General features: G+C 62.4%; 20 protein-coding genes. 13 read left to right on the forward strand and 7 right to left on the reverse strand.

Going from position 1 to position 24,870, the window contains the following annotated elements; all coding sequences use genetic code 11:
* Positions 1-679 precede the first annotated feature (679 nt).
* Positions 680-1,261, forward strand: a complete 582-nt coding sequence (locus RWT78_RS11365; RefSeq protein WP_116057313.1) for an SDR family oxidoreductase — start codon at positions 680-682, stop codon at positions 1,259-1,261.
* 1,050 nt (positions 1,262-2,311) lie between these two features.
* Here RWT78_RS11365 and RWT78_RS29205 read toward each other — a convergent pair.
* Together RWT78_RS29205 and RWT78_RS11380 are read right to left on the reverse strand one after the other, a co-directional pair.
* Positions 2,312-2,698 carry a transposase gene (locus RWT78_RS29205; protein ID WP_399551759.1) on the reverse strand — a complete coding sequence of 129 codons (387 nt, stop codon included), beginning with the start codon at positions 2,696-2,698 and terminating at the stop codon, positions 2,312-2,314.
* A gap of 350 nt (positions 2,699-3,048) precedes the next feature.
* Positions 3,049-3,642, reverse strand: coding sequence for a TetR/AcrR family transcriptional regulator (locus RWT78_RS11380; RefSeq protein ID WP_021333814.1), 594 nt, complete (start codon positions 3,640-3,642; stop codon positions 3,049-3,051).
* A 155-nt stretch (positions 3,643-3,797) separates the two neighbouring features.
* Between RWT78_RS11380 and RWT78_RS11385 the strand changes: the two genes are divergently transcribed.
* The gene (locus tag RWT78_RS11385) at positions 3,798-4,679 is read left to right on the forward strand and encodes an NAD(P)H-binding protein (protein WP_314675701.1); all 882 of its coding nucleotides are present in this window, start codon (positions 3,798-3,800) and stop codon (positions 4,677-4,679) included.
* A 487-nt stretch (positions 4,680-5,166) separates the two neighbouring features.
* On the opposite strand, the gene RWT78_RS11390 is transcribed toward RWT78_RS11385, so the two are convergent.
* Positions 5,167-7,146, reverse strand: a complete 1,980-nt coding sequence (locus RWT78_RS11390) for an amino acid permease (RefSeq protein ID WP_078377438.1) — start codon at positions 7,144-7,146, stop codon at positions 5,167-5,169.
* 4 nt (positions 7,147-7,150) lie between these two features.
* Positions 7,151-7,969: a polysaccharide deacetylase family protein gene (locus RWT78_RS11395; RefSeq protein WP_003941121.1), complete on the reverse strand. Its 819-nt coding sequence runs from the start codon at positions 7,967-7,969 to the stop codon at positions 7,151-7,153.
* 122 nt (positions 7,970-8,091) lie between these two features.
* Between RWT78_RS11395 and RWT78_RS11400 the strand changes: the two genes are divergently transcribed.
* The 3 genes from RWT78_RS11400 to RWT78_RS11410 all read left to right on the forward strand — a co-directional run bounded on the left by RWT78_RS11400 (position 8,092) and on the right by RWT78_RS11410 (position 10,838).
* Entirely contained in the window at positions 8,092-9,621 is a 1,530-nt protein-coding gene (locus RWT78_RS11400) for an LCP family protein (RefSeq protein ID WP_314675705.1), read from the forward strand.
* A 133-nt stretch (positions 9,622-9,754) separates the two neighbouring features.
* Complete coding sequence (locus RWT78_RS11405) at positions 9,755-9,961, forward strand: hypothetical protein (RefSeq protein WP_156519127.1); 207 nt, start codon at positions 9,755-9,757, stop codon at positions 9,959-9,961.
* A gap of 46 nt (positions 9,962-10,007) precedes the next feature.
* On the forward strand, positions 10,008-10,838 hold the full coding sequence (locus RWT78_RS11410) for a crotonase/enoyl-CoA hydratase family protein (protein ID WP_209911208.1): 831 nt from the start codon (positions 10,008-10,010) through the stop codon (positions 10,836-10,838).
* Positions 10,839-10,963: 125 nt separating this feature from the next.
* On the opposite strand, the gene RWT78_RS11415 is transcribed toward RWT78_RS11410, so the two are convergent.
* Positions 10,964-11,455: an inorganic diphosphatase gene (locus RWT78_RS11415; protein ID WP_003941181.1), complete on the reverse strand. Its 492-nt coding sequence runs from the start codon at positions 11,453-11,455 to the stop codon at positions 10,964-10,966.
* Between the two features lie 103 nt (positions 11,456-11,558).
* Here RWT78_RS11415 and dacB point away from each other — a divergent pair, with 103 nt between their 5' ends.
* From dacB to RWT78_RS11450, 7 genes are all read left to right on the forward strand, one after another.
* A complete protein-coding gene (dacB, locus tag RWT78_RS11420) occupies positions 11,559-12,968 on the forward strand; it encodes a D-alanyl-D-alanine carboxypeptidase/D-alanyl-D-alanine-endopeptidase (protein WP_021333820.1) in 1,410 nt (469 codons plus the stop codon).
* Entirely contained in the window at positions 12,968-14,041 is a 1,074-nt protein-coding gene (locus tag RWT78_RS11425; protein WP_019746776.1) for a zinc-dependent metalloprotease, read from the forward strand. The genes dacB and RWT78_RS11425 overlap by 1 nt, the downstream gene beginning before the upstream one ends.
* Complete coding sequence (gene tilS, locus RWT78_RS11430) at positions 14,042-15,019, forward strand: tRNA lysidine(34) synthetase TilS (protein WP_218749050.1); 978 nt, start codon at positions 14,042-14,044, stop codon at positions 15,017-15,019.
* Positions 15,020-15,022: 3 nt separating this feature from the next.
* Positions 15,023-15,577: a hypoxanthine phosphoribosyltransferase gene (hpt, locus tag RWT78_RS11435; RefSeq protein ID WP_003941159.1), complete on the forward strand. Its 555-nt coding sequence runs from the start codon at positions 15,023-15,025 to the stop codon at positions 15,575-15,577.
* 122 nt (positions 15,578-15,699) lie between these two features.
* Positions 15,700-16,362 (forward strand): DUF4190 domain-containing protein, encoded by a 663-nt coding sequence (locus tag RWT78_RS11440; protein WP_314675714.1) that lies wholly within the window; start codon positions 15,700-15,702, stop codon positions 16,360-16,362.
* 22 nt (positions 16,363-16,384) lie between these two features.
* On the forward strand, positions 16,385-18,700 hold the full coding sequence (locus RWT78_RS11445; protein ID WP_218749054.1) for a PQQ-binding-like beta-propeller repeat protein: 2,316 nt from the start codon (positions 16,385-16,387) through the stop codon (positions 18,698-18,700).
* A 46-nt stretch (positions 18,701-18,746) separates the two neighbouring features.
* Positions 18,747-21,101: an RDD family protein gene (locus tag RWT78_RS11450; RefSeq protein ID WP_314675717.1), complete on the forward strand. Its 2,355-nt coding sequence runs from the start codon at positions 18,747-18,749 to the stop codon at positions 21,099-21,101.
* Between the two features lie 32 nt (positions 21,102-21,133).
* On the opposite strand, the gene RWT78_RS11455 is transcribed toward RWT78_RS11450, so the two are convergent.
* A complete protein-coding gene (locus RWT78_RS11455; protein WP_314675719.1) occupies positions 21,134-22,543 on the reverse strand; it encodes an acyl-CoA synthetase in 1,410 nt (469 codons plus the stop codon).
* 28 nt (positions 22,544-22,571) lie between these two features.
* Positions 22,572-23,912, reverse strand: a complete 1,341-nt coding sequence (locus RWT78_RS11460) for an SLC13 family permease (RefSeq protein ID WP_269614204.1) — start codon at positions 23,910-23,912, stop codon at positions 22,572-22,574.
* 99 nt (positions 23,913-24,011) lie between these two features.
* Here RWT78_RS11460 and RWT78_RS11465 point away from each other — a divergent pair, with 99 nt between their 5' ends.
* A complete protein-coding gene (locus RWT78_RS11465) occupies positions 24,012-24,659 on the forward strand; it encodes a FadR/GntR family transcriptional regulator (RefSeq protein WP_070161950.1) in 648 nt (215 codons plus the stop codon).
* Positions 24,660-24,870 lie beyond the last annotated feature (211 nt).

The raw sequence follows: 24,870 nt of genomic DNA on the forward strand, positions 1-24,870 counted from the left end.
CGCGGCGCGCCGTCCTGTGGGCGGCAGGAAGAATCTGGCCGACGTGTTCGGCGGGGCCGAGCATGAAGCGGTCCAAGCCGGAACGCGTTGGGATGTAGACGAGGTGGGCGCCCCAAGTGTGCATCGCCACCGCTGTCACCGACGAGCCGGCCGAACTGATCACCGCGGCTGTGAGGGAGCGGCGAAACGGTGAACGATTGACTGTCGGAGAAACCTCGCACATTGCTTCTGCTCACGATGCCGCCACAAATCCGACTCCACAGGACCGTCCTATGAAAGGGACTGTAGTCGAGCACTCTCGATATCGGTGCTGAGCCCGAGACGGTTGTTTGGCATTGCGAAGTTGATGGAAACACACGTCATGGTGGCAGGGGAGCGACTCTACCGACTCGCGGGAAGGCATCACCACGACCGAAACAGCTGCTCCCACACGCTGTGTCATGATACCCCGCACCGGAGAACGCGGTGGTATGAGAACGAGGACTTCACCCACTACATCCAAGACAACGGCGGCCGCTGCTGCCTGCGAGAACCGATGGTCCAGCCGGACGCGGAATGGCTCGCGAACAACATGAACAGCGCCACGGAGTCCGAAACGCTGTTTGGCAGGTCAAGCGGACTGCGCGTGTTGCACCCACGCAGCGGCGTGCTCGCGGCCGGTGTTTAGCAGGTGCGCCGGGTGGTCCAGCTCTCCGGACGCGGCGCCGATCACGTGGGTGATCCGCGCTATCTGACTTCGGAACGAGCGGTCAAGGAGTCCGGGATGGATTGGACAATTTTGCGGCCGTCGTCGTTTTACCAGAACTTCGACGAGGGTTTCTTCCGCGACGCGGTGCTCTCGGGATCGCTGATCCTGCCGGTGGGTGAGGGCAAGGAGTCGTTTATCGACGCATGGGATATCGCAGAGGTTGCCGTTGCCGCACTGACCGATTCGCGCCACGCGGGGTGCACGTACGAACTTACTGGTCCCCGCGCCTACTCCCTTAGCGAAGCGTTCTCTCTTATCTCCGCTGCGGCCGGCCGCGAGATAACTTTCGCCGACATCGCGCCTGTGGAGTTCAACACCGGTCTGATCGCTCGGGGCTTCCCGAAGCAGACGTCCAGGTTCTCGATGGATACCTGGGCCTGGTGCGCGACGGAGAAGCGGCGGCTGTCACCGACACCGTCCAGCACGTCCTGGGTAAACCCGCGCGCGACTTCGAGTCCTACGTCGCCGCTGCCTCGTGGAACCCGACAATTCAGCACCCGATCGATCCAGTGAACAACGCGGAATGAACGCCACACAGCCGGTATCGACCAGTTACGAGAGTTGTCTCCAGTGCTCCTACAGCGCTGAACCGCGCGGATCTTGCCATGTTCAGGCCGACACTGCCTGAATTAATGCGTCAGAACATGATTCGAGACGGTTTGCATCGGAACGGAATTCGGCTCACCTGCTCGGCAGTCAGTAAAGAAATCTCGACAGAGGTCAAGGCGCAGGCATACTAAGAGCCATGAGCTACAACCTGGCGTTCTGGGCGGGAGGCGATGATCTCGACCTCTCCCACGTCTACGCGCGGCTAAACGACGAGCAGCACGTGAGCGGCGTCAATGCTGTAGACCGCGATTGCATCTTGCAGGCATTTGTGGAGGATCTCCCAGGTTGGGCGTGGGACGGGCAGTTCTTGCGCCCGCCAGGGACTGCCGCGGAGGGCACCCCAATGTTCGATGTGTACATCGGTGAGCAATTGATCGAGTTCATTGGCTACGGATTCCAAAGCGAGCATGCGAATGCGGTCATCGACGCGATGCGCCCCCTCGGCTACCAACTCTTCGATCCACAGGTCGGTGAACGGTTCGCCTGAGCCGCCATCGCGGGCAGCGCGCCAGCCGATGGCTTCTTTGATCGGCAAGCGTGCCACCCGATGGCTCCTTTGATCGGCAAGGTCGGGCACGTCTGAGTACTTCGAGTTTGCAATCCAAGTGCGAATAATGATTGCCGATAGCCAACATATGGTAAATGCCATGCACTGCAACGAATTACAATCCCACGCAGGTTCTGCCGAGCGATGTCGCGCTCTACCAGAGCGACAGTGGGAGGCCTCCGTCCTCGGCCGCCTGAATACGTTGATCGATGGTATCGGCGTCTTCGTTTCGAGCGATTGCGGTTCGAATGGCGGCGGCAATGGCGCGAGTGCGACCTGCAGGTCCGCGAACATCGCCAAGTGCCCCCAAAAATGGGGGCACGGCACGAAGATTCTGAGCGAGCGCACGGTGCATGGTGGTGGCGAAAACACCAGGTTCAGGCCGTCAGATAGCTGAATTACCTGCTTCAGACATGCGAAGGCGGGTGTGCTGTGGAGAGAATCCGCGAGGGTCTTACGGTCATGCGCGGTATCCGGTGGCCATGTCCAACCGAGTTCATCGCGGGTAAACGCTCCGAAGGTTCGAAGAAAGCAAGGACATTCCGAGAAACCTCCTTGCTGGACGGAACGCTTCTGTCCGCAATCCCGAAAACTGTGTCTTTCGAGACCGTTGCCCCATAGACGTCCTGGAAGTGGTCGGACACTTCCCCGGTGGTTATTCCTTTTGCGGACAAGGACAATGCGATCTCGTCGATATCGGCCAGGCGGCGTTGTCGCTTCTTGACGATCTGCGGGGCGAACGAGGAATCGATGTCCCGCGGGACACCGATCTCCGCCGATCTCCACCGGTACAGTCTCGGTGAAGACCGTTTTCGACCGGTACCGTTTCGAGAGTTTGCCGCTGCCCCGGTCGGCCGAGTCGTGCCTGTCGTAGCCGAGGTGCTCGGTCATCTCCGCATCCAAAGCGAGGACATTCTTGGCGAGTTGATTGAGCAGCCCGTTCGGGCCCATCAACTCCACGCCGTGCTCCTTGGCTTGTGCCAGAAGTTGCTCGGCCAGCTGTTTCTGATCCACCTCGGCCGCCATGGGATCCAGTGTTTCGGTCATGATCGATCCTTCTCGCCTAGCTCAGCTCGGCGTGTCGAACCAAGACCGAATCAACCGTTTATCTGATAGTTCCGATTGACATATTCAGGAGCCATGATCACGCGACGAGCAAGCGTTCGAGTACGCGCAGTGCCGCGGACGTGGAGTCGGTGTTCGCGTTGTGGGCGAGCACCCATCGGTCGACTTCCGTGAGGACGGCGATCAGTAGGTGTAGTTGAAGCTCCAGGGGGGTGTCGAGGTCAATCTGTCCGAGGTCGCGGCCTCTTTCGAGTGCGTGTGTGAGCCAGGTCGTTATCGAGTGGCGAAGAGCGTCGAGCGTGGGTGAGGGCGGGACGTCGGCCGCGTGAAGCAGGCGTCCGACAATCTGGGTGCGTGGGTCCGAGGTGGCGGCGGTCTGGAGTTGATCACCGAGGTCACGTATCTGCGGCCAGAAGCTGTGCTGATCGAGTGAGTCGATGTTCGGTGGTATTACCGCTGCGCGCAGCGCGTCCATTCCGGCTTCCACGGCGCGCTCGAACAGTGTCGTTTTGTCCCCGAAGTAGTGGTAGAAGGAGCTCTTCGGGAATCGCGCCTCGGCCAGTATCGAGTTGAGCGAGGCCCGCTCGAAGCCGTGTGTTGCGAATGCGACGCCGGCGGCATCGAGTAGCGCGCGAGAGCGCACAGGGTCCAACGGTCGTGCGGGACGCGCCATCACGTTTCCTCCATCTCATTGTCGCCGGCTATCCGAGGTGGCCCGACGTTCCCATTGTCCAGGTGGGCCGACAGGAACTCCTTTGGCGTGTCGAAGTCATCGCATGGCAGTACTGTATTCTTGGACTAGGCAGTACATGAATGGAAGGGGAGCACGTGGAAGCGCAGACCGTACTAGTTGCCGGGGCGACGGGGTATATGGGTAGGTATCTGGTGCGTGAGCTCCATCAACGCGGCTATCGGGTGAGGGCGCTGGTGCGTTCACGCGATCGGGCAGAGGGCTCGGGGGCGTTCGGAGCTCCATCTCTAAGCGGCCTGGTAGACGAGTGGGTGATCGGAGACATCGGCGATCGCAGTACGATTCCAGGTCTGTGTCACGGTGTGCGCCGGGTGGTTTCAGCGTTGGGTGTGACGAGGCAGCACGCTGACCCCTGGGACATCGATTTTCAAGCAAACTTGCGTCTGCTGCAGTTGGCGGAGCAAGACTCGGTGTCGTCGTTTCTGTTTGTCAACGTCATGCATGTCCACGAGGGCACCTCGATGGTGATGCGGTCGAAGGCGGCGTTCGTGGAGGCGCTGCGGCGGAGCGAGGCGGCTTCGCAGATCGTCAATCCCTCGGGGTACTTCTCGGACGCTTCCGAGTTCCTCGACATGGCTCGTCGCGGCCTTGCGTTCGGCCTCGGTGCCGGAACTGCGCGACTGAACCCGATCCACGGCGCCGACCTCGCAGCCTTCTGTGTCGACCGACTCGGGGACGGGTCCGGTGAGTGGAATGTCGGTGGCCCGGACATCTACAGGTATCGCGACATCGTGGACTTGGCGTTCGCCGCGGTGGACAAGCGGCCCCGAATGGTCTCGGTCCCTGCCGGATTCGTCCGGCCTGTCATCGGGACCGCGGATCGCCTGGGGCCGCGCCCGTCGTCGCTGGCTCGATTCTTCATCGAAGGGCTCCAACGTGAGTCGGTGGGCGAGCGGACTGGCACTCACCGTCTCTCCGACTACTTCCGCGACCTCGTGTCAGCGGATCAGGAATCGTAATTGACCCTTTGCGCAGCGCATGACACTGCCAAGCCCTCACCCTGAGTAGTGCTGAGCCGTGCCTCGGGTGGTGAGGCGCTATCGCCTTCACACGATTGGAGCTGCGGAACAGGACATTTTCACGGAGAAACTTTCGCGGGGATAAACGAATCGATTCTGGTCGAACGCATGAGGGGAAACATGACTATCTTCTTCGACATCATGCTCGTACTCTGCGTCGTCTCCATAACAGTGTTTTCTGGATACGTTCTTTATCGCTTGGTGACAGACGAATCGAACCTGCGATAGCCAGTCGCTTCGACGTGTGGGTGCAGCGGGGGCCGATCGTCCTATCGATCCGCACCATCGCAATGGGTTTCAGGGCGAGCCTCGCACGCAAGATGTGATATCCGCGAGTTTCGCCTGAATATAGGCACGCAGCACTTCGTTCTGTGCGATCTTCCCTGGTGCATGGCCTGGACCAACCCTCTGCTCATCGTTTGCCGCGTCAACCGACGTGGACGTGTGGCCGGCGGGACTGGTCGGGTTCGGCGCGGCGGAGGACCTCACGGGTCACGGGAGCTGTTTCGCCCTCACCGATGAACAGGAAGCGGAGCAGGTACATGATCGGGTTTCCCTCCGTCCACTCGAAGTAGACGTCGGGAATCACGCCGGTGATGTCCCTCGTCCGCAGGAGAACCGCCGCAATGGTGTTGGGGACGGCCGGGCTGTCGACCCACAGAATCCGGTGCTCACCGCGCTGTCGGCCGTGGACGAGGAGGTCGGTGCTGAATTCGGAGGAGTCCGTGACGTTGACCTCGATGAAGATGATCGACTCCGCCTCCGGGATGTTGCTTTCGGCGCGCTGCTGCGATTCCTTCTGCCGATACTCGTCCTCGTCGAGACGATCGACGTCGTGCGCCACCATCGCGAGGTAACCCTTCTCGGCTGCCTCGGCGATGAATTGCAGCGCAGTCTCGTCGAATTCGACAGAGGTTGCCCGAAGTTCGAAGGCTCGCGAGATCCGGGAAAGGAAGGACACCACCATGATCGCGGCGATGAAGAACGACGCCACTTTCACACCGTCTGGACGTTCGAAGATGTTCGCGATCGTCGTGTAGACGAACAAAACTGCAACAAAACTGAACCCCACGAACAGTTTTCGCTGACCGTGCTTACGAGCGGACAGTGCAACGGCGACGGTCGCCGACGAGATGAGCACGAGGACACCGGTTGCGTACGCGGAACTCTGAGCGTCGACACCGGCGTCGAAGTAGATCGTGACAGTGATGGCGATGACGCTGAACACGAGGACCAGCGGACGCACGGCTCGGGCCCACGACGGCGCCATGCCGTAGCGGGGGAGATACCTCGGAACAAGATTGAGCAACCCTGCCATTGCCGACGCACCGGCAAACCAAAGGATCAGGATCGTGCTGAGATCGTAGACGGTTCCGAAGATCTCACCCAGATAGTCGTGGGCGAGAAAGGCAAGCGCGCGACCGTTGGCAGCGCCTCCGGGTTGGAACTCGTTTTCTGGGATCAGGATGGTGGTGACCAGGCTCGACGTCAGCAGGAATCCGCTCATGATCAGCGCCGCAGTGGTGAGCAGGCGCCGTGCGCCTTTGATTCGGCCACGTGGATTCTGTTCGGTGTCGTGCGGATCGCCCTTGATCTGCGGCATGACCGCGACGCCGGTTTCGAAGCCGGACAGACCGAGAGCCAACTTCGGGAAGACGATCAGCGCGATCAGGATCATCATCGCCGGGTTTCCGTGCTCGGTGGTCATGGCGCGCGTCCAGTCGGTGACCAACGACGGCGCGGTCGCGATGTGCCACAGACCTACGGAGATGACCACCACGTTCAAGGCGAGGTAGACGGCGACCAATCCGACCGCGATACCGATCGCTTCGGTGAATCCGCGGAGGAAGACCGCAGCGAGGAGCGCGAGCAGAACCAGGGTGACGGCGACGGTGTGTCCGGAGAGAAAGGTTGGAGCAAAAGGGTTCTCGACGAGGTGCGCCGTGGCATCGGCAGCCGAGAGCGTCATAGTGATGAGGAAATCGGTGGCCGCGAAGCCGAGAAGCACGAGAACGAAGATCTTGCCGCGCCACTTGGGCAGCAGCTTCTCGAGCATGGCGATCGAACCCTCGCCATGCGGACTCTCGCGAGCCACTCGCCGGTAGACCGGTAGAGCGCCGAAGAGTGTCAGCAGGATCAATACGACTGTCGCGATGGGAGCCAACGTGCCGGCCGCCAGTGCCGCGATACCGGGTTGGTAACCGAGAGTGGAGAAGTAATCGACACCCGTCAGACACATCACCTTCCACCACGGGTGGCGCTTCTCCTTCTTCGGCGCCATCCGGTGTGGCCCCAGATGTCCGGCTGGTTCCTCGGTGATGTCCGCGAGCAGCCAGGCCTCGGTGCGTTGTTTCACAGACGGAGCCGTGTTGTCGGCCGGGACCTCGTTGTCGGCTGCGGTCACCACGGCGTCACGGCTTCAGATAGACATCGTTGAGCGTGACAGTCCGCAGGTTTCGGCTCCGGATGATGTCCACCAGTTGCGGATACACGTGGGTCACGGGCAGATAGTTGAGGTGTCCGATCACGATGGCCCCCGGATTGAAGTACTGGTTCGCCATTTGGAGGATGTACTCCTCGGTGATCAACGAAGAATCCGACAGTGACCCGTACCAGAGGGTGGGCACGGTGTAGCCGACGCTCGCGGCCACGGAATCGACTGTCGCGTTGTGCCTTCCGTAAGGCGGCCGAAAGTACGGCGCCGCGTCCACGCCGTAGGTGTTGCGCAGGAACGTGCCGTTCTTCGTCAGCTCGTCGGCGATCTGCTGCTTCGGCACGGACGTCAGATCCGGGTGCGAGTAGGTGTGATTGCCGAGCTGAATTTGTCCGCTCTCGACCAGCGGTCTGAGAAGTCCGGCGTTTTCGGTCCACGAGTTGTATTGCCCGTTGACGAAGTACGTCAAACGGATGCCGGTGTCTTTTGCGAACTGTGTGTAGAGGCGCACGACTTCGGAACTGGCTCCGTCGTCAACCGTCAGGGCGAACAGATCCCCACCGCCGGGTAACGCGGTCAACGATCCGCCGGCGGGCAGCGGCACCCGGGCAGACGGCGGTGGAGGCGGCAACAAGGCAGGCGGGAGATCCGGGACAGGGACGGGGTCGGTTGGTTCGTCGGCTGCAGCGATTGCCGTCCCGACCGAACGTGACGAACACGCGGTTCCCATGGTCACCGCGGCGGTTCCGGTCAGAGTTGCTGCTGCGAGGGCACTGAGGAAGCGTCGGCGGTCCACAGGGCGGAGCCTAGAGCAGATTTGCCTAATTCGGACTTCATTCTCAGCGTTCTTTCAGCGAAAGACCAGCCGTGTCCGGTATCGACAGGTTCTACTCAGGAACGGTGGATAGCGTGTCGGCCGTGGAACCGCGACCTCGACACTCGGCAACCAGGCACAGGCGTAGGCGTCAACCGCAGCGGTCGACGCTCTCGGTGGGGCGCAAGCTGGCGGCGGCGTCCCTGTCGACGACGATTCTGGTGGGCGTCGGAATCGGGTGGTACGTGCAGTCGGATCTGACGTCGGGGCTGTACCGGTCGGATGCGCTCTCCGCCCTCGGTGAGGACGCCGGAAGTTCTCTCGACGGGGATACCAACATCTTGTTGATCGGGCTCGACAGTCGCAAAGCGATGGACGGCAGCGACCTGCCGGCTGAGTTCGTCACCGACAAGCTGCATGCGGGGGACAGTGATGTGGGTGGGTACAACACGAACACGCTTATCCTGCTCCATGTTCCGGGCGATGGCGGCAAGGCCAGTGCAGTGGCGATCCCACGCGACGACTACGTCGCGGTACCCGGCTACGGAATGGCCAAGATCAAGGAAGCGTACGGAATGGCGAAGGCTGATGCGGACGCCAAACTCGTAGCGGACGGTGTGACGGATCCTGCTGCACGAGAACAACAAGCGCGTGAAGTCGGAAGACGGTCGACACTGACCACCGTGCAGAATCTGCTCAAGGTTCCGATCGATCACTTTGCCGAAGTGAACCTGATGGGCTTCTACGACGTCGTCTCGGCTATCGGCCCCGTTCAGGTGTGCCTCAACAATCCGGTGCAGGATGACTTCTCGGGCGCCAACTTCCCGGCCGGAGTTCAGACTCTCGATGCGTCACAGGCACTTTCGTTTGTCCGTCAACGCCACGGCCTGGACAACGGGGACTTGGATCGCACCCACCGGCAGCAGGCTTTCATCAGCGCGGTGATCGCCAACTTGAAGGGCTCCGGCGTCATCGGAAACATTCCGAAGATGACGGCACTGGCCGACGTGGTGAAGAAGGACGTGGTGATCGATTCCGCCATGGATCCCGTTCGATTCGCTTCTCAGGCAAGCGCTCTCGCAGGTGGGAACATCGACTTCTACACCCTGCCCATCGAGGGATACGAGACCGTCGACGGCCAGGACGTCAACATGGTCGATCCGGCGCGTCTGCGTAGTGAAGTGTCGCGGATCTTCGCGGGAGGTGACTCGGCATCTGCACCTGTGATGGACACTGCTGTCTCGACCGGGAACGAAGTTGTGGATATCCGCAACGGAACCGCGACGGACGGGTTGGGCGCCGCGTTGGCAGCGGTGACGAAAGCGTCGGGAGTCGAAGTCGGAGAGGTGAGCACCGCAGCTGCGACGGCAAAGTCGGTGGTCAGCTATGGAGTCGGCGCCAAAGCCGTCGCAGAGGCGCTGGCCGAGCAGTTGGGCGTGGCCGCAGTGCCTAACGAGCAGGCAGCGGCCGAATCAGTGTCTGTACTGATCGGTGAGGACAATGCGCAGACCGTGTTCTCGGCCGCTCCGGCGCGGTCGGACTCGTCGGTATCCGCCGGCACCGTTCCCGATACGGGAGCGCAGGGATCACCCATCCGGGCCGACGCGAATGGCGGCATCCCCTGTGTGGACTAATTCTCAGGCAATTCGCACCAAACTCACGCTGACTTCTTCGATCTGCGGGTCTACATTGGAGAAGTCGAACTCAGTCGGGTACTTCACCTTTGGGGTACCTGACTGAGATTGCGTAGTTGAAAGGATCACCGACATGGCTACAACAGCAGCGGTACAGAATCCGACACGCTCACGTGCCAGGACCATGTCCATGGCGGAGTACATCGCCGAGCATCCCGCGCAGCGCGTTTTTCCGCCCACAAGTGAGCGGGCGGCCAGGATGGCGATGCTCATCATGTTCGCCCTGATGGCCGTCACCCTCGTCGTACTGGTACTTGACGAGGCAGGAATCTTCGGATGAAGGCAGCGGTCTTCGGCTGAGCCCGACCTTTAGTTACTCTTGAGTAATGACTGAACAGAAGAGCTGGAATGCGTTCACCGTCGAGCGCGAAGACAACATCGCCCAGGTGACGCTGATCGGGCCGAGCAAGGGCAACGCGATGGGGCCGGATTTCTGGAGTGAACTCCCCGAAATCTTCGCCGACCTCGACGCCGACCCCGAGGTGCGTGCAATCGTCATCGCCGGTTCCGGCAAGCACTTCTCGTTCGGACTGGACCTGCCGGCGATGAGCGGTGAATTCGGTGCCGTCCTCGCAGACAAGGCTCAGGCAGGTCCGCGCACCAAATTCCACGACATGATCAAGCGCATGCAGTCGGGCATCAATGCCGTCGCAGACTGCCGCAAGCCCGTCGTCGCGGCTGTGCAGGGTTGGTGCATCGGCGGCGGCGTCGACCTCATCACCGCGGCGGACATCCGCTACGCGAGCGCCGACGCCAAGTTCAGCATCCGCGAGGTCAAGGTCGCGATCGTCGCAGACATGGGCAGCCTCGCGCGACTGCCCGCGATCATCGGTGACGGACACCTGCGTGAGTTGGCTCTGACCGGCAAGGACATCGACGCAGCGCGCGCCGAGAAGATCGGTCTCGTCAACGACGTGTTCGAAGATGCCGACGCAGTGCTGGCCGCGGCGCGCGCGACCGCCAAGGAGATTGCGCTCAACCCGCCGCTCGTCGTCCACGGGATCAAGGACGTGCTCGATCACAGCCGCAGCGCGAGCGTGAACGACAGCCTTCGCTACGTCGCAGCCTGGAACGCGGCGTTCCTGCCTTCGCAGGATCTGACCGAGGCCATCACCGCCGTCTTCCAGAAGCGCCCGCCAGTCTTCCAGGGTGAGTAGAAACTGCAAGGGTGAGTAGAAACTGCAAGGGTGAGTAGGAACTGCAAGGGCGAGTAAAAACAGCACAAAAATCCCCGCACATCTTCCGATGTGCGGGGATTTTCGTAAGGCCTGAGAACTCGAGCTCAGTGACCGCCGTTGGCAGCGAGACGCTTGATCGAAGCCTCGATCTCGGCCTCTGCCTCGGCGCGGCCGACCCAGTTGGCAGCCTCGACGTGCTTGTTCGGCTCGAGGTCCTTGTAGTGGACGAAGAAGTGCTTGATCGCATCGAGCTCGAACTGTGAGATGTCACCCAGATCCTGGATGTGATCCCAGCGGGGGTCGCCGGCCGGAACGCAGAGGACCTTGTCGTCTCCGCCGGCCTCGTCGACCATCTTGAACATCGCGACTGCGCGAGCCTCGACGATGACGCCGGGGAAGACCGACTCGGGGAGCAGGACCATGGCGTCGAGCGGATCGCCGTCCTCACCCAGGGTGTTTTCGATGAAGCCGTAGTCGGCCGGGTAGCCGAAAGCTGTGTAGAGGTAGCGATCGAGTTTGACGCGACCGGTTACGTGGTCGACCTCGTACTTGTTGCGCTGACCCTTGGGGATCTCGATGGTGACGTCGAACTCCACGCCGATTCCTCGCTGTCGTGTCGGTAATGATTCGTCGGAAGGATATCGGGTCAAGGATAAGGTTGCCTGACCACCCAGTAGGCAGAGCACAGACGGAGGGGCGTTGGCGGGCCAAGGAAAGAAGAAGATCGGCTCGTTGGAAGAGAGTCGACGACGTAACTTCCGCATCCTTCTGGCGGTCGGTGCAGTGGTTGTACTGGCTGTCGCCGGAGTTGTCGTCGTGAAACTCGGTACGTCGAACGACACTGCCGGCAGTGCGACCGTGACTACGTCGCCGCAGCCTGCGCTCGTGACGCCGTCACCTCAGGTGGTGCCCGTCCCGACGGACGCACCGATTCCGAGCGCGTCGGGAATTGCCGCGGCGATCGGCCCGGCTGTCGCCAACCCGGATCTGGGGAAGTTCACTGGAGTTGTCGCCGATGCGCTCACCGGAAACATTCTGTGGAGCGCAGACCCGTCGACGCCGATGACGCCCGCGTCCACGACGAAGGTGCTCACCGCATCGGCGGCACTGCTGAAGTTGCCGCTCGACCACCGGCTGTCCACGACGGTGGTTCCCGGAACGAGCCCCGGGCAGGTCGTTCTGGTCGGCGGTGGTGACCCGACGCTGACCGCGACGCCGAAGGGGCAGAGCGGGTATTACGCCAATGCTGCTCACATCGCGGATCTCGTCGACCAGATCAAGGCTGCCGGTACGCCGGTGACCAGCGTCGTGGTCGACTCGAGCTTGTTCAAGGGCGACAACATGGCCACCGGCTGGTTCCCCGCTGACATCGCGGCGGGCTACATCACCCCGATCGAATCGGTGATGATCGAAGGTGGTCGGTACGACGGCACTCAAGACGAGTCGCCGCGTTCGGAAACTCCCGCGTTGGACGCGGGCAAGGTGCTCGCTCAGGCACTCGGTGTCGATCCCGCCAACGTGAGTCTCGGCGCGGCGCCTGCCGGTGCCAAGCCGATCGCCACCGTGCAGTCGGCGCCGCTGAGCGACCGGCTGCTGCAGATGATGGAACATTCCGACAACGTGCTCGCAGAGACCATCGGGCGTGAGGTCGCGATTGCCTCCGGAATCGAAGCCTCGTTCACCGGAGCCGTCGACGCGACCGGCAAGACCCTGCAGGCGGCCGGGTTCGACTACACCGGTGTATCGCTGCACGATTCCAGCGGACTGTCCGTCGACGATCTCATTCCCGCTCAGGTACTCGATCGCGTCATGACGGCTGCGGCCGGTGACGGTGATCCGAAACTGCGCCCTCTGCTGGACTACCTTCCGGTGGCCGGCGGAACAGGAAGTTTGTCCGACCGCTACGCGTCCGGAAACCGAACCGGTGCGGGTTGGGTGCGGGCCAAGACGGGAACTCTCTCGACGGCCAGCGCGTTGTCAGGGTTCGTGGTCGATCAGAACGGGCGAGTGCTCACCTTCGCACTGATGTCCAATGACCGGCCGCCAGAAGTGAGCCGTCCTGCCCTGGACGCGATTGCCGGAGCATTGAGGAATTGCGGGTGCCAATAGTGGCCGAAAAGACTCCACAAGATGATGAAGCCTCGGCTCCGCTCGGTGGTGCCGTCGACTGGAGTCTTGCCGCCAAAGCCGGGATAAAACTGGCGCGCGGCGGCCCCGCGATGTCTCGCTACACGGCCGAGACGGCAACCGCAGAACTCGCCGAAGCGTCCAAGCGCGCAGAACTGCCGGTTCGTGAAGTGACCGGGCTGGCCGACGGTCTACCGGTCCCGGCCGCTGACGTGCTTGACCGGGCCGGGTGGATCACGGCGGCCTCGCGGTCGATGGCACATCTCACCGGCGCCGACCCTGACGGCAGTGGCAATCTCATCGTCGGAAAGCCGGCGGGCCTGCAGGCCGGTGCAATGCTGGCGTACCTGTCTTCGGCGATCCTCGGGCAGTACGACCCGTTCACCGGCGAGCACGGCACCCTGCTTCTGGTCACACCGAACATCGTCTCCGTCGAACGGTCCCTTCGGCTGAACCCGAGTGACTTCCGGTTGTGGGTCTGCCTGCACGAGGTCACGCACCGGGTCCAGTTCTCGTCCTCGCCGTGGCTAGCGGAGTACATGAAGGAATCCGTCGAAACGCTTGGTGCGACGGTGGACGAGTCGATGACCGACGTTGTCGGGCGCCTTGCTGCAGAACTGCGCTCGCGGAAGGAACCCGACTCCAGTGACGGTGCGACGGCGGGCGGGATCATCGGCCTGCTGCGTGCTTCGCAGGCGGAACCTCAGCGTGACGCGCTGGATCGGATGCTCGTACTCGGCACCCTCCTCGAAGGGCATGCAGACCACGTGATGGACGCCGTCGGCCCCGCCGTGGTGCCGTCGGTGGCAACGATCCGCGCGGCCTTCGACAAGCGTCGGCAGCGCAAGTCCAACCCCGTGCAGCGGATCATCAAGATGCTGCTCGGCATGGACGCCAAGATGGCGCAGTACGTACGCGGCAAGGCCTTCGTCGACGCGGTGGTTCTCAAGGTCGGCATGGAGCAGTTCAACACCATCTGGACCGGGCCCGAGACCTTGCCGTTGCTCGACGAGATCGACAATCCCGACGCGTGGGTAAAGCGCGTTCTCGGCTAGATGCTGCTGCCTGAGACGCCTGCCCTACTGGCGCTGCGACAGGCCGTGCGGGCGTGGACGCTCGCATTCGAGCCACGACGCCGTGTGGTCGTCGCGCTGTCCGGGGGCGCCGATTCATTGGCGTTGACCGCAGCAGCCGTGGCGGAAACCGATTCTGTCGACGCGTTGATCGTGGACCATCGGCTGCAGCCTGGTTCGGATGCCGTCGCACGCTCTGCCGCGGATCAGGCGCTGGCGCTGGGTTGCCGGACCGCGACGGTGCTGACCGTCGACGTAGCCGAAGGTGGGAGTCTCGAAGCCGCCGCGCGTGAGGCTCGGTACAGCGCTCTGCGCGACGCCAGGACTGACCTCCCGGTTCTGCTCGGACACACGCTCGACGATCAAGCCGAGACCGTGCTTCTCGGACTCTCGCGCGGGTCCGGTGGGCGATCGATTCAAGGTATGGCTGCATTCGACGCTCCCTGGGGACGGCCGCTACTCGGCATCCGGCGATCGGTGACCAGGGCGGCCTGCGTCGACCTGGGAATCACGCCGTGGGAGGACCCGCACAACAACAATCCCGAGTTCACTCGCGTACGTCTGCGGCACGAGGCGTTGCCGCTGCTCGAAGAAATTCTCGGCGGGGGAGTTCCCGAAGCGTTGGCCCGAACCGCGACGCAGTTGCGTGAAGACGGCGAGGCGCTCGACGAGTATGCCGAAGCCCTACTCCTACGGGTTGTCGTCGACGGAGAAGTGGAAGTGGACACACTTGCCGAAGCGCCCACCGCAATCCGCCGACGCGCTCTGCGGGCCTGGCTGCTGCAGGGCGGCGCAAAAGCATTGACGGACAAACAGTTACGGGCGGTCGACGCCCTGGTGACCGACTGGCGGGGACAAGGCGGCGTCGCGATCGGGGGCGGAACACCGGAGGCGAGGTTGGTGGCGGCCCGGCGACGTGGCAGGCTGATCCTCGGATTCGAAGACCGACGAAGGGTTTGACGCGTGTACGAGGGCGACATCGCATCGGTACTGATCTCCGAAGAACAGATCCGTGCACGAACGGCGGAACTGGCTGAGGACATCGCCAAGCGTTACCCGGCAGGCGCCCCCGAAGGGGATCTCCTGCTGATCGGCGTCCTCAAGGGAGCGGTCTTCTTCATGACCGACTTCGCCCGCGCCCTGCCGATCCCGTCGCAGATGGAATTCATGGCCGTCAGCTCCTATGGATCCTCGACCTCGTCTTCGGGCGTCGTCCGCATCCTCAAGGACCTCGACAAGGACATTGCCGGTCGCCACGTGCTGATCGTCGAGGACATCATCGACTCCGGTCTCACGCTGTCGTGGTTGATGCGCAACCTCAAGACGCGTAACCCCGCTTCGCTCGAGGTCGTCACATTGCTTCGCAAGCCCGACGCGGTCAAGATCGACGTCGATGTCCGCGACGTGGGCTTCGACATCCCCAACGAGTTCGTCGTCGGTTACGGCCTCGACTACGCCGAGCGGTACCGCGATCTGCCGTACATCGGCACCCTGGACCCCGAGGTCTACGGCGGCTGAGCCTGCTCGCCGGTTAGAACTCTTCACATTTCGGCACCTCTGCATCAATCCGCCAAACGGACTACAGACAGGTCTCCGAGGCGTCGCTAGATTCACGGAATGCGCTACCGACGGCTTATTCGGTGACCCTTCCGCCACCGCCACCGCCACCACCGCCCCCGCCTGGTGGGGAGCAGCAGTACTGGAGTGCCCAACCGCAGGGCGTTCTGTACCAACCTCCGACCACAAACGGCCTCGCAATTGCCGCCCTGGTCGGGGCGCTCGTGCTGGCGCCGGTCGGCATTGTGCTCGGCCACATTTCGCTGGCGCAGATCAAACGAACCGGTGAGCAGGGGCGAGGACTTGCAATCGCCGGTCTGGTCATCGGCTACATCTTCACCGCGCTTCTGGTGCTGTCGATTGTGTGGATGTTTCTCATTGCCAATGCAGTCACCCGCGCGTTCGACGACTACGACAGCGCGTCTTCTCTCTACTACACATCTGAATCGTCGAGTACGACTTATCCGACGTATGCGACCACCACATCCCGGACGGTGGCGCCGACGTACAGCGGAAGCGACACGGCGTCGGTCATCGCCAATGCCTCGGTAGGTGACTGCGTCGTACGAAGGCTCGGGGCAGACAAGGGCGACGGGACCAGCGAGACATACGTCAGTCCGGTCTCATGCAGCTCGAGCAGCGCCACTCACCGGGTAGTCAGCCGCGGCACGTCCACATCTTCGTGCACCGCCGATTGGGTTCGCAAAGAGAGTCCTGTCGTAGTGCTTTGCCTAGCGGACGAATGATCGACAGAGGGAGACACAACCGATGACGTTGCCGCCCCCACCTCCCCCACCACCCCCGCCTTCACCACCGCAGGCTCCGGTTGCCGGACATCCTCCGCCCTCTCGATCTCGTGGCCGAGGATGGATTGTTGCCGTTGCAGCCCTTACCGCCGTCGCGGCCCTCGCCGCAGGCGCCGTCACCGTTGTCACGATTCTCCGGTCGGGAGACACCGATGGACCGGTGGCAGGCCAGCTGGTCAACACTTACCCGACGCAGCCGACGCCAGGGTGGTCGTTGGACGTTGACGAGGTTCTGCCGGGCGGAAGATTTCTGTGGCCGGATTCGCTCGGTGCGAGCTATGGAACGGCGAGATTCATCGACGTGGGACAGACTCTGATCACTACGGTCGGTCCACAGCAGGGCCAGCAGTCCCAACTTGTTGCAGTCGACGCCGAGAGCGGATCCATTCGATGGCAAACGCCGGTCGCCGGCACGGTGTCGTGTGCGACCGCAGCGATCGATGCAGCCCTACCTTGTGTCGTCAGGAACCCTGGTGGAACAGCTCGAGTCGTTTCCTTCTCGCTCGACTCGGGGGCGATTCGTTCGAGTGTCGACACCGATACGGCCACCTTGGTCGAGGTTTCCGACGGAGCGGTCTTCACTGTCGGCGGTAGCCAGTCCGGGCTGGTGATTTCGCGCGGAACCCCCACCGACCTCGATGCGGCGTGGACAACGACAACTCCACCGGAAACCGACTGCGTCGGATCCGGCGATTCGCATTCGTTCGAGATCGTCGACGGCATCGTCTATTACTCGAGCATCGGATCTACGGCGCTCAACGCGGTCGATGGCGCACTGCTTTCGAATCCGAATCTGGGTGGCTACGAGGCACTTCCAGGACAAGGTTTTGCCGGCGTCCTCTGTGCGATGCCATTTCCGTCGGACGGATACTCCAGCATCGTGTCCGACCGTGACGGTGCCGAGAGATTTAGAGTTGACGAAGACGCACCGGCATCACCGTGGCTTGTCTCGGCATCGAACTCTCGTCCGTACATCGGCTCGCACGGTGCCTACGACATGAACGACGGCACCGAGCTGTGGTCGGTCATCGGCGGAGACCACTTCTCGCTACGCCGGATCATCGGCGACATCGTGTTGGGCAACGACTCGGACACGCTCTCGGCCTACCGAATCGACACCGGGGAACAGTTGTGGTCGACCAAGATCGGCGACTACTTCTCTTACTCGGTCTCGGACGGTGAGCGAATTCTCGTCCATCCTAACGACGGCAGGGTACTCGCCGTCGAACTCGACGACGGCTCTGTCAGTTGGTCCCTCGATTCCCACACCAACCACTGGTCTTGGTCGAAGGCCCACGACGGACTCGCCTCGATCTCCAATGACAGATTCCTCTACTACCCACCGACCGGCGGACCGTCAGGAGCACCGGGCAGGCTGCCCGCTGTCCCTGAATTCGACGGAGGCAACGAGTACGTCACGAAATGCGGACGGACACCGACCCTGGCGCCGGTTGAATACCGCACGCAGGCAGAGGGTCTCGTCGTTCTAATGGAAATGAAAGCATCATGTCCCAGCGGAGACATCGTCTCCACCGACGCGCTTCGTGTATCGATCACCGACACCGGCCAGAGCGTTGCATCGGCGGTGTTCGACTTCTCCGATGCGCCGATCTTTCTTCCCCGAACCGATGGGACGAACACGACGAACTCGATCCAGCGCGAGTTCCTGTACGACCTCGGTAGCTTCTGGAGGCTGCCGAACACTCTCGGTGAGTCTTCGAGTCTGACCAATTCGAGAGCGTCAGGTGCTCAACTCGTCGAATGCGAGGACGAGGGGACGAGTGATACCAGCCTGACATCCGGGCCGGCATCGCGAAGTGACACCAATACGCCGATCCGACCCACACGTAGCGCGCAGCCGACAACGGGCGACGTCGAATCTGCGAGTCTCGACGCCCTCCGGGCTCAGGCCGACGCCGATCGCCCCTTTGTGATCGGTGACCTCGCGAACAGGTGGGTGGCTCAGATCTCCTCCAAGCGGGTCGGACTCGATGCGGCGGATATCAATGGCGCTCAGGTGCATTGGACTGCTGCCCAGATCCTGCGACAGCATCTCGAACTTCGTCTCATGTATCCGGAGGTGCGTCTGCTCTGGAGTAACGAATGGCGGACCTTCGATCTCCGGGGTTGGTGGATAACCGTCGCAGGCTTGACGTTTGCAGATGCGGATGCGGCCAACGGGTGGTGCGATTCGAAGCGGATTGCCAACGATCAATGCTTCGCCAAGATCGTCAGCAACGATCGCGATTCGTCGGGGACCACCAAATATCGGCGATAGTGCTTGACCCGTTCGGCGCACTTCCCACATCTGAGGAGCTTGGCGAATGACCGAAGACAACTCGCGTCAACCCGGTGAACCATCAATAAGCAGTTCGCCCCAGTCGCACGGCATGTATCCACCGCCACAGAGCTATTCACCGACGCGATCTGCGTTCGTGGATATTCGGATCGGTGACTACACCCGCGACGGGACAGCCGCGGCACTGCTGTTCGTGTCGCTCTTCTTACCGTGGAGTGCGACCGTCGGAATAGCCCGCGTCGGTTCGAGTGCTCTTGTGCTGCTTCTGGTTCTGCCGACACTGCTGTCGCTGGCGTCGCTGTTACTGCCGTACGTGGCGCGACTCGGAATGCTCGGGCCGAATTGGAATGTCGGGCAGATACGTGTGCTGCGTCTGGTGGCCAACGGACCCCTCATTGCCACTGTTGTGGGTCTTGTCGTCTACGACGTCATTCGTGGAATGTTCCGATTCAGTGAGAGTTCGAGTATTTTCACCGGCAACGGGGTCGGCGCTGGAGCGTGGTTCGGGCTTGCCGGCGCCCTGCTCGCAGCTCAACCGCGCGCGGCCGAAATTCGCATCGACCCTCGAACCGCGCCGCGATGGTTGGCGTTGGTGAAGCCGCTTGTGTTTGTGGCTTGGGGGTCGTCAGTGGCCTCGGCGCTACTCGCGCTGATCTACATCCTGGTCTCCGTCAGTCGCTACCGATATTACGACGGGCCGCAGACATTCGAGAGCCTGATCGTTCTCTTCGCGTCGTCGGCCGTTCCGATCGTCGTGGTGGGTGTTGCGGCAGTCGGTCTCGCCAGACGGTTTGCGTCCTGGCGCCTCACCATCGCCGCGCTCGGCATCGCTCTCCTCGCGGCCGGATTGCTCCACTCGATCAGCGAGGGCACAAGTGTCGAGCTGTTCCACACGGTCACGGCTAGTCCCTACTACGGCATCACGTTCTTGATTGCCGCAGCCGCAATTACATTCATTCCATTCGGTGTTGCGTCCGTCGGCGACGGGACGCACCCCGGATACGTCTGGCTCGCAGCGGCACGAAACGGCATGCTGTTGATCGCGGTGTGGAGCTTCGGTGTTGGATTCTCTCAGATCGCAATGGCAGCAACGCAATTTGGCATCGTGCCGTGGGGAGATGCGTTAGTGCTCGCAGTTCTCGCGATACTCTTCGGGATTCTTGCCGTTGTCGGAGTCAGATCACTGTCGCTTCGGTATTCTTCGCTCGACCCTCGCCCGTCACGCGAGGTCGGTCTTGGAGTCTGTGTCGGCTTGCTCGTCCTGATGATCGCTCGTCTCGTGGTGCAGTCGGCCATCTATGGCGAAATATATTATAGTGCATGGATATTCGATCTCGCCATGGTGGTCCTGGTGGTTCTGGTTGCTCTCGCTCTCACAGTCTCACCGGCTGTTCGGAATTTGTATGCGGGGGTGCAACTGTTCGCGTCGGCCACCACGGTTACAGCTGTGGTACCGAATCTCGGACAGCCCGTTCAGCCTTCGAGGCGTGCTCTCGAGGCTGCGGATCCGCGGACTCCGGCGGCGGTGCTGTTCGAGATTGCGTCGAGTTCGCCGGAGTTGCGGCCGGCGATTGCTGCGAATCCGTCGACGTACGACGATCTTGTGACGTGGCTCGAAGCGCTGGGTGATCCGGCTGTGGATGCGGCGTTGGACCGAAGGGCTGCTGGGCAATTCGGTCTACTCGGACCCGAACCCGAACCTGCGACCGAGACCTTCATCTCGAACGCACCGGAATCCCGCTCCGGTAGCGGCCCCGTGCAACTGGCCGCACCGCCACCGGCCGTGCCGCAACCGAACCCGGGGTATGCGCCGACCGGCGTTCCACTCCCGCCTGGTGGGTTTCGGCCGGCCGGAGTCGGGATACGAGTTGCCGCGCGGTTCATCGATTTTGCCATTCTCGCAGTTGTGTCGGTCGTCGGCGGAATGATCTCCACCGCGACGCTCGGAAACGGATTCGACTTCGATTCCTACCGGACAAGTTCGGGTCTGATTGGCCTGCTGATCGGGATCGGTTCGATCGTGTACTTCGTATGGGGAGAGTCGGCATTCGGGGTAACCCTGGGCAAACTCGCCCTCGGAATAGGCGTTCGCTCGGTAGGAGGTGCGCGTCCGGCCCTGACGCAGTCCTTCAAACGGAATGCATTCGTGATCCCCATGTACCTCGGATCGGCTGTTTCGGCGTTGGCCATGCTCGGTAGTGGTGACGAGCTCGTCGGCATGCTGAATTCGATGTCGTTGGGCAGTGTCGCGAGCATTCTCGGTTCTCTGGTAACAGTCGCTATTTCGATCGCGATCATCGTTTCGATCAGTAGCGCACCGGACGTCCGCGGCTTCCACGATCGGATGGCTGATGCCGTCGTCGTGGTCACCAGGCAGTGAGCGAGCACGCTTCGAGGGAAACAAGCACACCTTCAGGGCGTCAGCAGCTTCTTCTGGACCTTGCCCATAGCGTTGCGCGGCAAGCTGTCCACCAGACAAACCTGGCGTGGGCGCTTGTGGATCGACAGTGATTCGGCGACGAAGTCCGAAACCACAGCGCAGTCGGCTACGTCCCCGACGATGAATGCGACTATGCGCTGGCCGAGATCGTCGTCCGGCACACCGACGACGGCGGCCTCGCGAACGCCGGGGTATGCCAGAAGTGCCTGTTCCACCTCGCCGGCACCGATGCGGTATCCACCGGACTTGATCATGTCGACCGACTCGCGACCTACGATGCGGTGGAATCCGCTGTCGTCGATCACCGCGATGTCGCCGGTGCGAAACCAGCCGTCTTCGGTCATGGATTCCGCTGTCTTCGAGGGGTTCCCGAGGTACTCGTCGAAGAGAACGGCGCCCGCAACTTCCAGTTGCCCAAGCTGCTCTCCGTCGTGCGCCGACAATTCGCCGTTCTCGCCGCGCAACCTCGTCCTGACTCCCGGAACGGCGTGCCCGACCCAACCCGGGCGACGTTCGCCGTCGTGCGTCGTGCTGACGGTGATGAGGGTTTCACTCATTCCGTAGCGCTCGACGGGAGCCAACCCGGTCAGCGATTTCATCCGCTCGAACAATGGAACCGGAAGTGGTGCACTTCCGGACACGAGCAAGCGCGCGGATCGCAATGCTGCTGCCGCCGAGGGATCACCGCACACGCGTGACCAGACGGTCGGAACACCGAAGTACAACGAGCCACCCGCTGCGGCATACGAATCCGGAGTTGGTCTGACGGTATGAATCAGCGGCGAACCCACGCGCAAGGCGCCCAACACGCCGAGAATCAACCCGTGGACGTGGAAGAGGGGCAGTCCGTGGACGAGTGTGTCCTCTGGCGTCCAATTCCACACATGAGCGAGCGCGTCGAGATCCGCTGCGATCGATGCTCGCGAGAGGACAACGCCTTTCGGAGCTCCGGTGGTTCCCGAGGTGTACATGATCAGTGCAGTAGCTGCCGCACTCGGTTCGGGATAGGACGTCGCGGATCGCGCGTGAATATCGATGGGAATCAACGGGATACTCGAATCCGTCGGCCCTTCTCCGAGTATCAGTTCGGCCTTGGAATCGGCGATGATGTGCTGACGTTCGAGCGGGCCGGAGTCGGGCGGGATCGGGACCACGGCAACACCGGCGATCAGTGCGCCGGCGACGGCGACCACTGTCTCGAGGCCGGCGGCGGCTTGTACTGCCACTCGCTGTGCACCATGGATTTGATCGGCGACCGCGGTGGCGGCGGCAAACAAGTCGGCGCGAGAGAGGGTTGCGCCTTCGCCGAAACTGACCGCCGCTCCGTGATCGTCGAAGATGCGGGGGTCGAGCGAGCGCAGAAGTGTGGATTCGCTGTTCATCGCGAGTTCCCTTTCTTTGAGCGAAGATTCAGACGGACCATGGAACAACGAACAGCAGCCAGGCGAGAATCGGCGTCACCACCATGATGGTCATGCCCCACCGCATCGTCAGCCCGAACACCACGTCGCGTTCTTCCGGAGCGGCGTTCGCGACCACCAGCGCGCCGTTGGTCGAGAACGGACTGCAATCGACCAGAGACGAGGAGATTGCCAGCGCGATGACCAGACCGGTTGCATTGACCTGACCGGTCATGAGGAATGGAATTGCCAAAGGGATGAGTGCGCCGAGGATTCCCGTGGTGGATGCAAACGCCGACACGATCGCGCCGATCAGGCAGATCAAGAAGGCTGCGAGAAGTGGAATCCCCACGTGTGCAACAGAATCCCCGAGCCACTGGACGGTGTTCTGGTTCTGCAGAAGAGCGACGTACGTGACGATTCCGCCGATGAGGAGCACGGTGCCCCAGCTGATCTTGTCGACGGCGCCGCGGGCGGAGGCCGGGAAGATCAGGGTGAGAAGTACCGCGACAGTCAGTGCGGTGAAGCCGACGTCAAGGTCGAAGACCAAGGCGCCGAGTGCAAGCGACGCCAGTCCGAGCAGGGTGAGTCGCCGCTCGAGGTTGAGTGCTCCCTCGTGCGGAGCGGTCCCACCCGAGGACTTGCCGCCACCCTTCGAGCTGTCGCTGGAACCCGAACCGGTGATGGTGTCGCCACCGCCAGACGCATTGCCGACTGCGTTGACGAGCACGCGTTCGGAGGCGCCGCGCGCAATCAACGCGCGTCCGCCGAACGAGACGTACGCGATGGCAGCAACAACGGCCGCGGCCGCGAAGGTCGAGACGAACAGCAAGGCCGGGCTCGACGGGAGGCCGTTCTGACGCATGACGTCGTTGGTGATCACACCGAAGATTCCGATAGGGGAGAAGCTGCCCGCCGTTGCGCCCTGGACGACCATGAAGCCCATCAGCATGGGGTGGATCCGGTAGCGGGTGGCGAAGCCCATTGCCACGGGCGCGATGATGGCGACGGCAGCGGGACTGACCGCGCCCATGGCGGTGACGGCCGCGCACACCGCGAACATCGCCCACGGCACGAGGGCCACTCGTCCTCTGACCGCGCGGACTGCCGCGTGAATGATCCAGTCGACCGTGCCGTTGTTTCTGGCCAGCGCGAACAGGTAGGTGACGCCGACCAGGATGACGAAGAGGCTGGCCGGGAAGCCGTCGAGGATCTCGCTGGTATCGACGGTGAAGACCAGTGTTCCGACGACGAAGGCAGCCACCAGGGCGAGCGCACCCATGTTCACCGACCTCACGGTGGATATGACGAACACCAGGACAAGTACTGACAGGGCTATGACATTTGCCATCGAACTCTCAATCCGTTCGCGACCAGCTTGTGGTCTGCATCACTTGGAATTGGCCTAGCCTCTCTGCCACTGCTCCATTTGTCAAGTACACTCCGAGGCATGAATTCGACGTCATCGCCCGGCTCGCGCTCGGGCCTGCCCGGACGATTGAAGCGTCCGCGCCTGTACGAGCAGTTGGCCGAGCACATTTCGAATTTCATCGAGGCTCAAGGTCTTTCGCCCGGCGATCGGCTTCCTCCCGAACGCAGCCTGGCTGCCGAACTCGGCGTGAGTCGCGCGTCGCTGGCTCAAGCGCTCGTGGCCCTCGAGATTCGGGGCAGAGTCGAAATTCAGCACGGTAACGGAGCGGTGATTCGCGAAGCTCCGACGCCCGACGCGGGCCGCTCTGCGGACTCGGGAGTGCGGCTACAGGACCGAACCGTCGACGAACTGACTGCCGCCAGGGAAGCGATCATGGCCGGCCTGGCTCGGGCGGCGGCGTCGAATCCCAACGCTGCGCTTCGGGTCGCGATGTTGACCGACGACGGGACCGCGAGAAACTTCGCCGAGACGTGGCGCTGCGTCAGGCACCTGGCCGGAGGTGGCTTACTGGCTGACCTCGACGAGACCATCGCCCAGCAGGCGGACGTGCCCGAATCCTCGGCTCGACTGTCTGCGCGACTCGATCATCTCGCTCACCGCATCATCGACGGTGACCAATCGGGCGCCGCTGACGCTGTTGCGGGAATCCTCTCCGACACGGCCTGACGAATAACGACGGACAAGCGTCGGAAAAACGCACGATAACCACTATGAGCGTGTTCGCTCACAGGAAACTGTGCTGCGACGTAGCCCGGGAACCTGATCGGCAATGCGCACGTTGAACACAGTGACGACCGTTCCAACCAAGCGGCACGGCCGCTGGCGGGCATCGATGGGGCCGATCGCGGTAACCTGCAGGTGTCCGGTTGGCAGCCGG

This window comes from uncultured Rhodococcus sp., from assembly GCF_963525155.1.
GTDB lineage: Bacteria > Actinomycetota > Actinomycetes > Mycobacteriales > Mycobacteriaceae > Rhodococcus_F > Rhodococcus_F qingshengii.